Raw genomic sequence first — 14,154 nt, 5'->3', positions numbered from 1 at the left:
GGCTGATCCACCGCTATCGGGAGCAAGCCCCCTCCCACCTTTGATTGCATTGCAAGGGTGGGAGGGTGTTGTGGGTTAGAAGAAGCCCAATGGATTAATGTCGTAGCTCACCAGCAAGTTCTTGGTCTGCTGGTAATGGTCCAGCATCATCTTGTGCGTCTCGCGGCCCACACCGGACTTCTTGTAACCGCCGAACGCGGCATGTGCCGGGTACAGGTGGTAGCAGTTGGTCCACACGCGGCCGGCCTTGATCGCCCGGCCCATGCGGTAGGCGCGGTTGATGTCGCGGGTCCACAGGCCGGCGCCCAGGCCGAACTCGGTGTCGTTGGCAATGGCCAGGGCTTCGGCTTCGTCCTTGAAGGTGGTGATGCTTACCACTGGGCCGAAGATTTCTTCCTGGAACACGCGCATTTCGTTGGTGCCCTTGAGCAGGGTCGGCTGGATGTAATAGCCGGTGGCCAGGTCGCCGCTGAGCTTCTCGACCTTGCCGCCGATGAGCAGCTGCGCCCCTTCGCCCTTGGCGATTTCCAGGTAGGACAGGATCTTGTCGAACTGCTGCTCCGACGCTTGGGCGCCGACCATAGTGTCGGTGTCCAGCGGATCGCCGCGCTTGATCGACTCGACCTTTTTCATCACCACTTTCATGAAGTCTTCATAGATCGACTCTTCCACCAGCGCGCGCGATGGGCAGGTGCACACTTCGCCCTGGTTGAAGAACGCCAGCACCAGGCCTTCGGCGGCCTTTTCGATGAATTGCGGTTCGGCTTTCATGATGTCGGCGAAGAAGATGTTCGGCGACTTGCCACCCAGTTCGACGGTGGACGGAATGATGTTCTCGGCCGCCGCATGCATGATGTGCGAGCCCACCGGAGTGGAGCCGGTGAAGGCGATCTTGGCGATGCGCTTGCTGGTGGCCAGGGCTTCGCCGGCTTCTTTACCGAAACCGTGCACCACGTTGAGTACGCCGGGCGGCAGCAGGTCGCCGATCAGCTCCATCAGCACGTTGATGCCCAGCGGCGTTTGCTCGGCGGGCTTGAGTACCACGCAGTTACCGGCGGCCAGGGCCGGGGCGAGCTTCCAGGCGGCCATCAGCAGGGGGAAGTTCCACGGGATGATCTGGCCGACCACGCCCAGCGGCTCATGGAAATGATAGGCGGCGGTGAGTTCGTTGATTTCGGCGCTGCTGCCTTCCTGAGCGCGGATGCAGCCGGCGAAGTAGCGGAAGTGGTCGGCGGCCAGCGGGATGTCGGCGTTGAGGGTTTCGCGCACGGCCTTGCCGTTGTCCCAGGTTTCGGTGACGGCCAGCAGTTCGAGGTTCTGTTCGATACGGTCGGCGATTTTCAGCAAGACCAGCGAGCGGTCCTGGGCCGAAGTCTTGCCCCAGGCGTCAGCGGCGGCGTGGGCGGCGTCCAGGGCTTTGTCGATGTCTTTGGCAGTAGAGCGGGGGAATTCGGCGATGGGCTTGCCGTTGACCGGCGAGGTATTGGTGAAGTAATTGCCATCGACCGGAGCAACGAATTCTCCACCGATGTAGTTGCCGTACTTGGCCTTGAACGAAACGATAGCGCCTTCAGTACCGGGGTGTGCATAACGCATGGTGGGCATCTCCTGCTTTTATGTTTATTGGAGTACAGCGCGGCAAGCGCGTGATAAAGCGTAGAGCAAAGGTTGGGCCACTGCGTTGCAGGCCAGGTAAATCAAGGGGTTAATAATTTTACCGGGCGTTGCTGTCACCCATTCGATACAGGCGCGGTGACAGTGTGTGCCATAAACGATACAGCCCGTGACCGGCGGGTCGGGTCGGGATTGCAATGGCTGGGTGCCTGGAGGATGCTGGGCGTTCTCACGCAGGGAGAATAATAAGAACATGCACAACGATCAGTTCAGTCGCCACGCCCGGCAAGTCTTGACCGTCACACGCGGGCATGAATGCTCCCAAGGCCCCGGCAGCGATCCATCGATTGCCCGCTCCTGGCTGCGCTGCCTGGAGGACTACCACCTCGATCCCGCGCAAACTATCGCCCCTACCGTGCTCGAACAGGGGCGCCTGCTGGAAAGTCGCGAACGCCTGCAGCAGGTGCTGCACATCGCCGGCAACGAGATGAACAGCCTGCATCAACAGCTCTCCGGCGTTGGCCACGCGGTGCTGCTCACTGACGCGCGCGGCGTGATCCTCAACTGCGTCACCGCGCCGTCCGAGCGCAAGATTTTCGAGCGCGCCGGGTTATGGCTGGGCGCCGATTGGAGTGAGGCCCGCGAGGGCACCAATGGCATCGGGACGTGCCTGGTTGAGCGCCAGTCCGTAACGATTCATCGCGACGAACACTTTCGCGGCCGGCACACGGGGTTGACCTGTTCGGCGAGCCCGGTGTTCGATCCTCATGGCGAACTGCTGGCGGTGCTGGACGTGTCGTCGGCTCGGGAAGCGGTGTCGCGCCAGAGCCAATTCCACACCATGGCGCTGGTCAATTTGTCGGCCAAGATGATTGAAAGCTGCTATTTCCTGCGCCACTTTGAACACCACTGGCTGCTGCGCTTTCACCTGCAGGCCGAGTCGGTGGGCCTGTTCAGCGAGGGCCTGCTGGCGTTCGACGGGGAGGGGCGCATTTGCGCGGCCAACCAGAGCGCGCTGAACCTGCTCGCATGCACGCGTAGCGGTTTGCTGGGGCAGCCGGTGGAGGCATTTTTCGATTGTTCGCTGGATCAACTGCTGAGCCGCGCCAGCGCCAGTGCGACCGCCAGTTGGCCATTGCGTACCCGTGAGGGGCGCAGCCTGTTTGCGGCATTGAGAGGCCAGCCGCGCCGTGTGCCCACGCCGGTTACCCGACCAGCATCGCCACGGCTATCAGGAATTTGCCTGGGCGACCCGGCGCTGCAAGACGAAATGCGCAAGGCGCTGCGGGTGTTCGAGCGCGATGTGCCACTGCTGATCAACGGTGAAACCGGGTGCGGGAAAGAAGCGTTCGCCAAGGCCGTGCACCAGGCCAGCCAGCGTTCCGATAAGGCCTTCGTCGCGCTCAACTGTGCGGCCATCCCGGAAAACCTGATCGAAAGCGAGCTGTTTGGCTATCGCGGTGGCAGTTTCACCGGAGCGCTGAAGGAAGGCATGCGCGGCAAGCTGCAACAAGCCGATGGCGGTACGCTGTTTCTGGATGAAATCGGCGATATGCCTGTGGCGCTGCAAACCCGTTTGTTAAGAGTGCTGGAGGACCGCCTGGTGGTACCTATCGGCGGTGAGCCCCAGGCGGTGAACGTGCGAATTATCAGCGCCACCCACCGAAATCTGCTTGAACGTGTGCAGGACGGCAGCTTTCGCGAAGATTTGTATTACCGCTTGAACGGCCTGGAAGTCGCCCTTCCGGCGTTGCGTGAGCGCAGTGACAAGTCGCAACTGCTGGACTTCCTGCTGGCGCAGGAGGCGGGTAAGCAGGCTGTTGGCCTGGCGCCTGCAGCGCGTGAAGCTCTGTTGGCGTACGCGTGGCCGGGCAATATCCGACAGCTGCGTACGGTGTTGCGCACGCTGGTCGCGCTGTGCGACACAAGCCTGATCGGGCTTGAGGATTTACCTGCAAACATCCGTCAGGCTCGCGCGCAATCGAGTGAACAGAGCCCTGCACGTTCGCCCCTGGACGATGCCGAGCGGTCGGCTTTGCTGGCAACGCTGGAGCAGCAACGCTGGCACATGAGCCATACGGCGCAGCAGTTAGGGGTGAGCCGTAATACGCTTTACCGAAAGTTGCGAAAGTATGAAATTTCACGCAGTTTGGTCGTTTAGTCGTGAAAAATGCAGTTCACCTCAAGCCATGGGTGGCTCCACTGGCCTGCCTACTGCCGGCGCACTTGGCAGAGTGACCTAAAGAGTGCCATTTCCTACTCCCTGCGCTAACCTGCCTCGATGATTTACGAGGTCAACTATGCACATTCATATTCTGGGTATCTGCGGCACGTTCATGGGCTCGATGGCGGTACTTGCCAAAGAGCTGGGCCATCACGTTACCGGCTCCGATGCCAATGTTTATCCGCCCATGAGCACTCAGCTACAAGCTCAGGGCATTGAGCTGACTCAAGGCTACGACCCGGCGCAGTTCGACCCGGTCCCCGATCTGGTGGTGATCGGCAACGCCATGTCCCGGGGTAACCCTGCGGTCGAGTATGTCCTTAATAAAGGCTTGCCGTATGTCTCCGGCCCCCAGTGGCTGGCCGACCATGTGCTGCAAGGGCGCTGGGTGCTCGCGGTTGCCGGTACCCACGGCAAAACCACCACCAGCAGTATGTTGGCCTGGGTGCTGGAGCATGCGGGCATGAGCCCGGGTTTTCTGATCGGCGGTGTGCCACAGAACTTCTCGGTGTCGGCGCGCCTGGGGGAGACGCCGTTCTTCGTGATCGAGGCCGACGAGTACGACAGTGCGTTCTTCGACAAGCGCTCCAAGTTCGTCCACTACCGTCCGCGCACGGCGATCCTGAACAACCTTGAATTCGATCATGCCGACATCTTCCCGGATCTGCCGGCCATCGAGCGGCAGTTCCACCACCTGGTGCGTACCATTCCAAGTGAAGGGCTGGTGATTCACCCGACCACCGAACCGGCGTTGCAGCGCGTGATCGAGATGGGCTGCTGGACTCCGGTGCAAACCACCGGCGCGGGCGGGCAGTGGCAGGTCAAATTGCTCAGTGACGACGGTTCCAGGTTTGAAGTGCTGTTCGAAGGCCAACCCCAAGGCACGGTCGAGTGGGACATGACCGGCCAGCATAACGTCGCCAACGCCTTGGTCACCCTGGCGGCTGCGCGGCATGTGGGGGTGGTGCCTTCCATGGGTATCGCGGCATTGAGCGCATTCAAGAGCGTGAAGCGGCGCATGGAAAAGGTCGCCGATGTGAATGGGATTACCATCTACGATGACTTTGCCCACCACCCCACGGCGATTGCTACGACGTTGGACGGCCTGCGCAAACGCGTCTGTGATGCGCAGATCATTGCTGTCGTCGAGCCGCGCTCCAACTCCATGAAGCTGGGGGCGCACCGTGATGGCCTGCCGGAAAGCGTCAATGACGCCGACCAGGCGGTCTGGTATGCACCGGCCAACCTGGGCTGGGACCTGCCGGCGATCGCCGCGCGGTGCAGTGTGCCTTCGACCGTCTGTGATTCGTTGGAGGGTATCATCGAGCACGTCAAGCACCTGGCCAAGCCAGGCACCCATGTGGTGATCATGAGCAACGGCGGCTTCGGCGGGTTGCACGGCAAGCTGGCCGAGGCGCTCAAGTGAGCGGCCCGGAACGCGTCACCCTGGCGATGACCGGCGCCTCCGGTGCGCCTTATGGCCTGCGTTTGCTTGATTGCCTGGTGCGTGAAGACCGTGAGGTGCATTTTCTGGTCTCCAAGGCGGCGCAGTTGGTGATGGCGACTGAAACCGATGTCGCATTACCGGCCAAGGTGCAGATGATGCAGGCGTTCCTCACCGAATACACCGGCGCGGCGGCGGGGCAGATCAAGGTCTATGGCAAAGAGGACTGGATGTCGCCGGTCGCTTCCGGCTCCGGGGCGCCGGCGGCGATGGTGGTGGTGCCCTGTTCCACCGGCACGCTGTCGGCGATTGCCACGGGCGCCTGTAATAATTTGATCGAGCGCGCGGCGGACGTGACCTTGAAGGAACGTCGTCAGTTGATCCTGGTGCCGCGTGAAGCGCCCTATTCGAGCATCCATCTGGAGCACATGCTCAAGTTGTCGAACATGGGCGTGACCATATTGCCCGCATCGCCCGGCTTCTATCACCAGCCGCAGACCATCGACGACCTGGTGGATTTTGTGGTGGCGCGCATTCTCAACCTGCTGAATATTCCCCAGGACATGCTGCCACGCTGGGGCGAGCATCACTTGAGCGGCGATGAATAAGGCGCTGCTGGTCGTGCTGGCGCTGCTATTGGCGGGCTGCGCCACCGCTCGCACGCTGGATGCCGCCCAACCTGGCGCGCCGGTGGTGTATGCCGGCACGCGGTTGGACCTGTATGCGATCAATGGAGGCTGTTGTGCCAAGGACAGATTCGGCGCTGAGGCGCCGAGTTATCCGCATATCGACCTGCCGGCCAGTGCGCTGCTCGACACCCTGCTGTTGCCACTGTCGGCGTTGACGGTGCTGGGTGTGGGCTTCAACGCCACGGGCGGCCTATAACGCAAACCTCAACAACACCAAAAAACCCATGTGGGAGGGGGCTTGCCCCCGATTGCCATAGGTATCTACACAACTGTGTAGCAGCAGCCTACCCTAACCACGATGCGAAGCGAGCCGCTCTTGATCTTGCTTTTGATCTTAAGCGCCCCGTTAAACCACGCTGGCCGGAATTCGATAGTGATTTGGGGGGTAAACCGGCAGGGATGCCGGTTTAGCCGCCCCGCGCCATGGATGGCGCGTGGCGGCGGCCCCCCAAATTACTGTCGGATTACGGGCACACCGAGCCTAGGCGAGGTGCCGAGTGGTGGGGCAAGAGCGTTTTGCTTACTTTTGCGCTTTTCAAAAGTGAGCCGCCGTCAGGGCGGAACCCTAAGCCGCCGTTACCGCAGCAACGGATATGTACTCGCTCTGATCCAACATCCTGGTCGGCTGTCAGGCCGCCATCGGGAGCAAGCCCCCTCCCACATTTAGGTCGCGGGGTATCAGTTAGAGAGGCTTCGGCTGCTGAGCCGTCACAGGTTCAGGGCCGTGCCAAAGTTGTGTAGATACCTATGCCCCGATTGCGGTAGCCCAGTCAACTCATCAGTGACTGATATACCGTAATCGGGGGCAAGCCCCCTCCCACATTGGGTTCAGTGTTTGCCTTTAGTTATTTACCGAGCTTGCGCAGCTCATCCGACTCCACCACACGCACCCCGTCCTGTTCTTCCAGCGCCAGGCGCCACATGGCGCGGGCCAGTTCGCAGACTTCAATGCCGTGGTACTTGCCCGGAATCAGGCGTGACAGCGGCCCGGCCAGTTGTTCGGCCAGACGCGGCTCGAGTCTTTCGCCCAACAGCAACGATGGCCGCACGATCGTTAGTTGCGGCCAATCCTGTGCTCTCAACGCCTGCTCCATGTCCCCTTTGACCCGGTTGTAGAACACCGAGGATTTCGGGTCGGCGCCAATCGCACTGATCACGATCAGGTGCCGCGCGCCCATTTCCCGTGCGCGCTTGGCGAAGGTCACCACCAGATCCAGGTCGACCGCACGGAACGCCGCTTCCGAACCTGCTTTCTTGATCGTAGTGCCCAGGCAGCAGAAAGCGATATCCACTTGGCCGCTCAGGTGTGGCAGGACCACTGCCGGGTCGCCCACCGGGTTTTCCAGGCGCGGGTGTTCAGCCAATGGTTTGCGGCTGGGTGCCAGTACGCGGGTCACGGTGGGTTCGTTGAGCAGGCGGTCCAGCAAGTGTTCGCCGGTAAGGCCAGAGGCGCCGGCCAGCAGGATATGCTGCGGTGTCAGGTACATGGTGTTTCCCCCTTGTTACACGTTACAGCTTAGTTGCCTTTGGCTTCCTTGCTATTCATTGAGACGCTTTCGAGCGCCTTTCGTGCCTGCTGTTTGCGTAATAATTGCCAATGGGCGATCACGCCCTTGGGGGCCCAGATCTGCGGTTCGGAGGCTTCGAAATTGTCCGCCTGTTCGCGTTCGGCCATGTGCAGTTGTGCCAGTTTGAACGCCTGTTGCAAATCGTCCGTTTGGCTGAAAGCTTGTGCGAAAAGGGCATCACCAAAGTAGGTGAAGTCTGCTTCTTCTGAACAACCGAACGACACGCGATCCGCGCGCGAGGCGGTCATGATCAGCGTGCGTTCATCCTTCAATGCCGGGATGAATCCGCCGGAGTAACAGGCGGAAATCACGATGATCTTGTCACGGTTTTTCAGCGGCGCGAGCACGGCGGCCAGCTCGTCGGCCGGCAGGTCGGCCAGCTCCATGCGCGGCTGGTCCAGCACCAGTTCGTGTTCATGAGTGCCGTGGCTGGTCATATAGATGAACACCAGGTCTTCCGGCCCGCTGCGTTCGGCCAGGGTTTGCACGGCACGGCGCAGATTTTCGCGGGTGGCCATGGGGCGGTCGGCGATATGGTCGCGGTGGTTGACCAGGCGAATCTGCCCATGTGCACCGAAGCGGGTGGCGAGCATATTGCTGACGTAATCGGCTTCGCGCAGGAATACGCTTTGCTTGCCGTCACCGGCCAGTGCCAGGGTATACAGCTCGATGGCAGGCGTAGACGCAGGCACGGCGGCGAGGGCGTCAGCCAGTAAGCGGCCCTGGGCCAGTACGCCGATTTCCAGTGGGTCGGGCAGCAGCTTGCCCTCGGCATCGCGCACGCGCATGCCGTTGACCCAGGTGCCGGCCTGAACCGTGCCATCGGTGAGCACCAGCGTGCCGCGGCCCTGGTAGCTGTCGCTGTCGAAGCCGCCGATATAGAAGCTGCCATCGGTAAGGTTCAGGCGACCTTCGCCGCTGAAGCGCCAATCGATGAACTGGCCGACGTAGTGGCTGCCATCGACGCCGATCAGTTCGCCCTTGCCGCTGAGCGCGCCTTCCTTGAACTGGCCGATCCACACGTCGCCGTCGGCATTTTCATAGCGACCCTTGCCGTTGAGCTGGTTCTGTTTGAACTGGCCGACGTAGATATCGCCATCCGCGCTGTTGAACGTGCCGTTGCCTTCCAGCTGACCATCGACGAAGTGGCCGCTGAACTGATTGCCGCTGTCGTCGTTGCGCTGGCCTTCGCCATTGGGCTTGCCGTGAGCGAATTGGCCCTGGTATTGGCTGCCGTCGGCCAGCTCCAGGCGTCCGAGGCCGGAGTACTGGTCGTCCTTGAATTCGCCGCGATAGGTCATCTGCCCCTCTTTGAGGGTGCCTTCGCCGTTGCGTCGACCGTTCTTGAAGCCACCGACGTAGCTGCTGCCCGCCGTGGTCAGGCGGCCCTGGCCGTCAAACAGGCCCTGCTTGAATTGGCCCTGATAGACTTCGCCGTTACTGCCATGCCATTCGCCCTGGCCATGCCACTGGCCCTTATCGAACTCGCCGGCGTACCAACTGCCGTTGGGGTAGTCGACACGGCCCTGGCCTTGCAGCAAGCCGTTGACCACATCACCACGGTAGCGGCCGCCATCGGGCAGGCGCGCGTCGGGCGGCAACAGCGATTCGCCGTCTCCGCACGCGGTGAGCAACAGGGCAAGGGCAAGGGGAGCGAGTGGGCGCATAGCGGGATCCGGATAATTGAGCGCCGAGTATGCCGCAGCCGAGAGGTTCATACATAAATTTACATACACTATGGCAAGGTTTGTTGCCTCACCACAGGCAGCGTCCTACACGAAGCAGAGTGACAGCGACTCGGCGATGTAGGCAGGTTTCTCCTGGCCTTCGATTTCCAGGGTGGCGGTGGCCTTGAACAGCCATTGGCCGGGTTTTTTCTCGTGGACATCGGTGAGCGTGACGTTCAGGCGCACCTTGGAGTCGACCTTTACCGGCTGGATAAAGCGCACGCTGTCGAGGCCGTAATTGACCGCCATCTTCAGGCCTTCGGGCATGATCAGGATGTCTTCCATCAGCTTGGGCATCAGCGACAGCGACAGGAACCCATGGGCGATGGTGCTGCCGAACGGGGTGTGCGCCGCCTTGACCGGGTCGACGTGGATGAATTGATGATCGCCGGTGGCCTCCGCGAACAGGTTGATGCGCGCCTGGTCGATGGTGAGCCACTCGGAACGTCCGAGTTCCTTGCCGACATACTCTTTGAGCTGCGCTACGGGTACCTGGGGCATTGCATCTCTCCTGGTTTCATCGTTTTTATCCCCCGCTGATGAGGGTTTTTTTATGGGATACAGAGAACCAATGTAGATCATCATGGGCAATCGGCCCGGTCAACGACATGCTTTTGGCGAATGCCGGAGCATAGGGCGGGCGTGCTTATAATGCGCGCGGGCTTTAAGGGGGAGAAAGCGGATGCTGTTACGTGGCCTGACCTGGCTGGTGTTGTTTCAACTGATCGGCACAGCGATCAATCATCTGCTGTTGCCGGTATTGCCGGGACCGATCATCGGCCTGCTGCTGATGCTTGGCTTTCTGATCTGGCGCGGCGAAGTCAGCGAGCCGCTGAGCCTGGCGGCCGGCAGCCTGCTGCGGTATCTGCCGTTGCTGCTGGTGCCGCCGGCCGTGGGCGTGATGGTGTATGCCAAGGACATCGTTGCAGACTTCTGGGCCATTGTCGGCGCGCTGGTGCTGTCGCTGGTCATCGCCATGGGCGTCGTCGGCGTGCTGATGCAACAGATGGTCAAGCGCAAGGAGAAGGGCCAATGATGTTCGATTGGCAGGGCGCCTGGACGGCCGTCATTCATCACCCGCTGTTCGGGATCGGCATCACCCTGGGCGCTTATCAACTGGTACTGGCGGCTTTCGAGAAAACCCGCTGGATCTTCCTGCAGCCGGTGCTGGTCTCCATGTTGCTGGTGATTGGTGTGTTGCTCACTTGCGGCCTGAGCTACGTCGAATACCGCGAAAGCACCGAGATCATGGGCATTCTGCTGGGGCCGGCGACGGTAGCCCTGGCGGTGCCGCTGTATCTGAACCTGCGCCGGATTCGCCAATTGTTCTGGCCGATTTTTACTACGCTGGTGATAGGTGGGGTGTTGGCCACCGGCCTGTGCGTGGTGTTGGGCTGGTGGTTCGGCGCTGAACACAGGGTGCTGATGACCATGGCGCCCAAGTCGGTGACGTCGCCGATTGCCATGCTGGTGGCCGAGCAGATCGGTGGCGTGGCGGCATTGGCTGCTGTGTTCGTGTTGATCACCGGAGTGGTCGGCGCGATGATCGGCCCGGCGCTCCTGTCGCGCCTGGGCGTACACAGCCCCGAAGCACGCGGCATGGCCCTGGGTATGACGGCCCATGCCGTCGGCACCTCGGTGGCCCTGCAGGAAAGTGAAGAATGCGGCGCCTTCGCGGCGCTGGCGATGAGTCTGATGGGCGTGGCCACGGCGGTGTTCCTGCCGCTGGCCGTGTCGGTGATCGTTTGAACCGGGTTTAAGGAAACCTTTATGAGTCTGGCGCTGTTTCCGCTCAACACTGTGCTGTTCCCTGGCTGCACCCTCGATTTGCAACTGTTCGAGGCGCGCTACCTGGACATGATCAGCCGCTGCATGAAAAAGGGCGAAAGCTTCGGCGTGGTGTGCATCCTTGACGGCAAGGAAGTCGGCCTGGCCCCGGACGGCTATGCGCTGATTGGCTGTGAGGCGCTGATTCGCGACTTCAAGCAACAGGACAACGGCCTGCTGGGCATTCGTGTCGAAGGCGGGCGGCGTTTCCGCGTACGTGACGCCCATGTGCACAAGGACCAGTTGCTGGTGGCCGAGGTGCAGTGGCTCGAAGAGCTGCCGGAGCAGCCGCTGGAAGACGAGGATGCCGACCTGCTGGCGCTGCTGCAGGCATTGGCGGAGCACCCGATGGTCGCTTCGCTGGATATGGACGCCCGTGCCGAGGGCCAGCAGGCCCTGGCTAATCAGCTGGCGTATCTGCTGCCGTTCACCGAGGCCGACAAGCTCGACCTGCTGCAACTCGACGATCCGCAGCAGCGGCTGGATGCGATCCAGATGCTGCTGGATGAGTTGCAAGGTGAATTATTCACCTAAGATTCGGATTTCCCTGACGTGGTTTTCAGACTTTGTTTGGTTGCTTCCAGCAGCGCGGCTTGCACTATTTTCCGATCACACCCTAATGATCGGAGATGACCATGATTCGGCTGACACCCTCGGAACAAGAAGCCTGGGACGCGTACCTTGTCAGCGTGACCACGCAATTACTCCAGCAGGATGCCACGCGGGGCCCGGAATACATCGCCGAACGCGCCGCTGAAATCGCTGATGAAATGCTGCTGGAACGACGCGAGCGTTACGTTGAGCGCCGCTCGGCATCGGTAGAGTGGATCGGCCCGGCCAAGGATCAGTAAGCGTACCTGAGCAAAGCATGGGACGTGCCGGTAAAAGCAATAAACCCGAGCACGGCCACCACGGCGGGCAACACCAGCCACCAGGCTTTTTGCGTCATCGCGGGCAAGGGGCTGCGGTACTGACTGAAGCTGAGGCTGAACGCGCAGACGGTCATCGCCAGCAGCGTGCCGGCCAGGATGTCCGTGGGCCAGTGAGCACCCAGGTACACCCGCGACAATGCAATGAACGCGGCGGGTATGCAGCCCAGTAGCAGCCAGGTCAGGCGTAACCGCGTGGGTTGGCCCCGGCCTGCCAGTACCGCCAGGGCCAGGAAGAACGCAAACGCGCCGGAGGCATGGCCGCTGGGCATGCTGAAGCTGGTGAGCGGGTCGGTAAGGATTTCCGGGCGGCCACGGGCGAAGAAGAGCTTGGTGCCGGTGTTGATCACGGCGGCTCCCGCCAGTGTGACGCCAACGAATAGGGCATGACGCCACTGTCGCGCCAGTAGCAGCAGGCCGGTGAAGACCGCGCTGGCCACGAACATTTTCTTGAATTCGCCCAACTGGGTAATGCGCACCATCACTTCGTCAAGCCACGGGCTGCGATGTTCCTGCACAAGGGCGCTCAGGCCCTGGTCGAAATGGTTGAGGTGCGGGTAGCCGATGAACAGCGCGACCAGCAAGATCAGGCTGGCACAACCAATCCACAGGGTAGCGCGGCGATGACCGCGCAGGCTGCTGTTCAAGCTCAGCCCCAGCAGCACCGCCAGGCAGGCCGCGACAATGGCCGCTTCCGGCCAGAAACCTTCGGGCAATGGCAGGCGGAACGCAGCGCCGGCGGCCCATCCCGGCAGCAGATAAGCCACCGACCACCCCGCTGCCGCGATAACGCTCACGGCCGCGAAGCGCGGAAACGGCATGTCGCACATGCCGGCCACCATCGGCAGCATGGGGCGCAGCGGGCCGATGAAGCGCCCGACCAACAGGCTGGCGATGCCGTACTTATGGAAGTAGGTTTCAGCGCCATTCATCCATTCGGGGTGCTGACGAAGGCCGGGCAGGCGTCGGATGTTCTGGTGGAAATGCCGGCCCAGGTAGTAGGAAACCCCATCGCCCAATAAGCCGCCGAGGAATCCCAGCAGCAGGGTTTCGCTCAACGACAGCGCGCCGCTGCCGGCCAGTGCGGCAATCGCGAACAGCAGCACCGTACCTGGCACGATCAGTCCGGCGATGGCCAGGCATTCCACGCACGCAACGATAAACACCGCCGCCGCCAGCCATTGTGGGTTCAGGGTCAGCCAGCCGGTAATGCTATCGAGCCAATGGCCCATACACTCCACTCCATATGTAATCTGAAACGCTGATGATCAAACTGTGGGAGGGGCTTGCTCCCGATGGCGGTGGGTCAGTGTCAGATGGTCTGACTGACACACCGTTATCGGGAGCAAGCCCCCTCCCACATGGAGCATCAAATCAAAAAATAATCGCGGCCTTCGACCTGTCCCCGCCGCAGCGGGTTCCGTGTGCAATAAGGCGCATAGCCAGCATCGACGAAACGGTACATCAAATGCTCATCGCGCCCACTGGGGATGCCCAGTCGTGTGGTCTGGATGATCTGCGTGGGCACCTGGCCTACGTCTTCCACATACAACAGTTCCTGATCGAAGCGCTTGGCATCCCACATCGGCACCTTCAGGCCCAGCGCCTTGCACAGCAGCGTCTGGCCCGCACAGAGTTTCTGCGCGGCGCGCGGGCTGCCATCGGGGTTCGGGTTGTTCAACAGCATTTGCGCCAGGCTCGCCGGGCCGGAAATTTCATCGACCCAGGGATACGCCGATTTGATCAGCACGGCATTGCCCGGGCCATGGGCGCTGAAATTCAGCGAATCACCGCCACGGGCGTAATACATGTAGATATGCCCGCCATCCAGAAACAAAGCCTTACGCTTTTCTGTGTAGCCGAGTGAGGAGTGGCTGCCTTTTTCGGCCACGTAATAGGCTTCGGTTTCAATAATTCGGGCTGAAAGCCAAATTCCGCCGACACGATGACGGATGACTTTTCCGAGCAGTTCTTGCGCGAGCAACTGTGCATCGCGGTCGAAGAAGCTGTCGGGGAGGGCGCTGGCAGGGAGTTCGGGCGTCATTCTGGACATAACGTTCAAGGTGATTACGGCTAAATGTGACGGAATCATAACAACTCCCACCTTAATTACCGCTGAACCCCAGGTTTTT

General features: G+C 61.3%; 14 protein-coding genes. 8 read left to right on the top strand and 6 right to left on the bottom strand.

The window, feature by feature from the left end:
• Positions 1–75 precede the first annotated feature (75 nt).
• Positions 76–1,596, bottom strand: a complete 1,521-nt coding sequence (locus tag C4J86_RS23245; RefSeq protein WP_124371988.1) for an aldehyde dehydrogenase family protein — start codon at positions 1,594–1,596, stop codon at positions 76–78.
• Positions 1,597–1,867: 271 nt separating this feature from the next.
• Between C4J86_RS23245 and C4J86_RS23240 the strand changes: the two genes are divergently transcribed.
• From C4J86_RS23240 to C4J86_RS23225, 4 genes are all read left to right on the top strand, one after another.
• Positions 1,868–3,775 (top strand): sigma-54-dependent Fis family transcriptional regulator, encoded by a 1,908-nt coding sequence (locus C4J86_RS23240; RefSeq protein ID WP_124371987.1) that lies wholly within the window; start codon positions 1,868–1,870, stop codon positions 3,773–3,775.
• Positions 3,776–3,914: 139 nt separating this feature from the next.
• Positions 3,915–5,264: a UDP-N-acetylmuramate:L-alanyl-gamma-D-glutamyl-meso-diaminopimelate ligase gene (mpl, locus tag C4J86_RS23235; RefSeq protein WP_124371986.1), complete on the top strand. Its 1,350-nt coding sequence runs from the start codon at positions 3,915–3,917 to the stop codon at positions 5,262–5,264.
• Positions 5,261–5,890 (top strand): flavin prenyltransferase UbiX, encoded by a 630-nt coding sequence (ubiX, locus tag C4J86_RS23230; RefSeq protein WP_124368491.1) that lies wholly within the window; start codon positions 5,261–5,263, stop codon positions 5,888–5,890. The genes mpl and ubiX overlap by 4 nt, the downstream gene beginning before the upstream one ends.
• Positions 5,883–6,167: a YceK/YidQ family lipoprotein gene (locus tag C4J86_RS23225; RefSeq protein ID WP_124368490.1), complete on the top strand. Its 285-nt coding sequence runs from the start codon at positions 5,883–5,885 to the stop codon at positions 6,165–6,167. The genes ubiX and C4J86_RS23225 overlap by 8 nt, the downstream gene beginning before the upstream one ends.
• A gap of 649 nt (positions 6,168–6,816) precedes the next feature.
• On the opposite strand, the gene C4J86_RS23215 is transcribed toward C4J86_RS23225, so the two are convergent.
• From C4J86_RS23215 to C4J86_RS23205, 3 genes are all read right to left on the bottom strand, one after another.
• Entirely contained in the window at positions 6,817–7,458 is a 642-nt protein-coding gene (locus C4J86_RS23215) for an oxidoreductase (protein ID WP_124371984.1), read from the bottom strand.
• Between the two features lie 29 nt (positions 7,459–7,487).
• Complete coding sequence (locus C4J86_RS23210; RefSeq protein ID WP_124371983.1) at positions 7,488–9,206, bottom strand: C13 family peptidase; 1,719 nt, start codon at positions 9,204–9,206, stop codon at positions 7,488–7,490.
• Between the two features lie 105 nt (positions 9,207–9,311).
• Positions 9,312–9,767, bottom strand: coding sequence for a MaoC family dehydratase (locus C4J86_RS23205; RefSeq protein WP_124371982.1), 456 nt, complete (start codon positions 9,765–9,767; stop codon positions 9,312–9,314).
• Between the two features lie 181 nt (positions 9,768–9,948).
• Between C4J86_RS23205 and C4J86_RS23200 the strand changes: the two genes are divergently transcribed.
• The 4 genes from C4J86_RS23200 to C4J86_RS23185 all read left to right on the top strand — a co-directional run bounded on the left by C4J86_RS23200 (position 9,949) and on the right by C4J86_RS23185 (position 11,944).
• Positions 9,949–10,302, top strand: coding sequence for a CidA/LrgA family protein (locus C4J86_RS23200; protein ID WP_124368487.1), 354 nt, complete (start codon positions 9,949–9,951; stop codon positions 10,300–10,302).
• Positions 10,299–11,015, top strand: a complete 717-nt coding sequence (locus C4J86_RS23195; RefSeq protein ID WP_124368486.1) for an LrgB family protein — start codon at positions 10,299–10,301, stop codon at positions 11,013–11,015. The genes C4J86_RS23200 and C4J86_RS23195 overlap by 4 nt, the downstream gene beginning before the upstream one ends.
• 21 nt (positions 11,016–11,036) lie before the next feature.
• Positions 11,037–11,627 (top strand): LON peptidase substrate-binding domain-containing protein, encoded by a 591-nt coding sequence (locus C4J86_RS23190; protein WP_124371981.1) that lies wholly within the window; start codon positions 11,037–11,039, stop codon positions 11,625–11,627.
• A 101-nt stretch (positions 11,628–11,728) separates the two neighbouring features.
• Positions 11,729–11,944, top strand: a complete 216-nt coding sequence (locus C4J86_RS23185) for a hypothetical protein (protein ID WP_124371980.1) — start codon at positions 11,729–11,731, stop codon at positions 11,942–11,944.
• Here C4J86_RS23185 and C4J86_RS23180 read toward each other — a convergent pair.
• Both C4J86_RS23180 and C4J86_RS23175 read right to left on the bottom strand, forming a co-directional pair.
• Complete coding sequence (locus C4J86_RS23180; protein ID WP_124371979.1) at positions 11,938–13,254, bottom strand: bifunctional DedA family/phosphatase PAP2 family protein; 1,317 nt, start codon at positions 13,252–13,254, stop codon at positions 11,938–11,940. The two genes, C4J86_RS23185 and C4J86_RS23180, sit on opposite strands and share 7 nt — an antisense overlap.
• Before the next feature lie 137 nt (positions 13,255–13,391).
• Positions 13,392–14,075, bottom strand: coding sequence for a DNA-3-methyladenine glycosylase (locus C4J86_RS23175; RefSeq protein WP_124371978.1), 684 nt, complete (start codon positions 14,073–14,075; stop codon positions 13,392–13,394).
• Positions 14,076–14,154: the final 79 nt, after the last annotated feature.

It is taken from the genome of Pseudomonas sp. R2-7-07, from assembly GCF_003852355.1.
In the GTDB taxonomy this organism is placed as follows: Bacteria; Pseudomonadota; Gammaproteobacteria; order Pseudomonadales; family Pseudomonadaceae; genus Aquipseudomonas.
This window is presented reverse-complemented; position numbering and strand designations above follow the sequence as displayed.

Coding starts and splice junctions, on each gene's coding strand:
- C4J86_RS23245 (WP_124371988.1), bottom strand. CDS start 1,596: ATGCGTTATGCACACCCCGGTACTGAAGGCGCTATCGTTTCGTTCAAG.
- C4J86_RS23240 (WP_124371987.1), top strand. CDS start 1,868: ATGCACAACGATCAGTTCAGTCGCCACGCCCGGCAAGTCTTGACCGTC.
- mpl (WP_124371986.1), top strand. CDS start 3,915: ATGCACATTCATATTCTGGGTATCTGCGGCACGTTCATGGGCTCGATG.
- C4J86_RS23225 (WP_124368490.1), top strand. CDS start 5,883: ATGAATAAGGCGCTGCTGGTCGTGCTGGCGCTGCTATTGGCGGGCTGC.
- C4J86_RS23215 (WP_124371984.1), bottom strand. CDS start 7,458: ATGTACCTGACACCGCAGCATATCCTGCTGGCCGGCGCCTCTGGCCTT.
- C4J86_RS23210 (WP_124371983.1), bottom strand. CDS start 9,206: ATGCGCCCACTCGCTCCCCTTGCCCTTGCCCTGTTGCTCACCGCGTGC.
- C4J86_RS23205 (WP_124371982.1), bottom strand. CDS start 9,767: ATGCCCCAGGTACCCGTAGCGCAGCTCAAAGAGTATGTCGGCAAGGAA.
- C4J86_RS23200 (WP_124368487.1), top strand. CDS start 9,949: ATGCTGTTACGTGGCCTGACCTGGCTGGTGTTGTTTCAACTGATCGGC.
- C4J86_RS23195 (WP_124368486.1), top strand. CDS start 10,299: ATGATGTTCGATTGGCAGGGCGCCTGGACGGCCGTCATTCATCACCCG.
- C4J86_RS23190 (WP_124371981.1), top strand. CDS start 11,037: ATGAGTCTGGCGCTGTTTCCGCTCAACACTGTGCTGTTCCCTGGCTGC.
- C4J86_RS23185 (WP_124371980.1), top strand. CDS start 11,729: ATGATTCGGCTGACACCCTCGGAACAAGAAGCCTGGGACGCGTACCTT.
- C4J86_RS23180 (WP_124371979.1), bottom strand. CDS start 13,254: ATGGGCCATTGGCTCGATAGCATTACCGGCTGGCTGACCCTGAACCCA.
- C4J86_RS23175 (WP_124371978.1), bottom strand. CDS start 14,075: ATGTCCAGAATGACGCCCGAACTCCCTGCCAGCGCCCTCCCCGACAGC.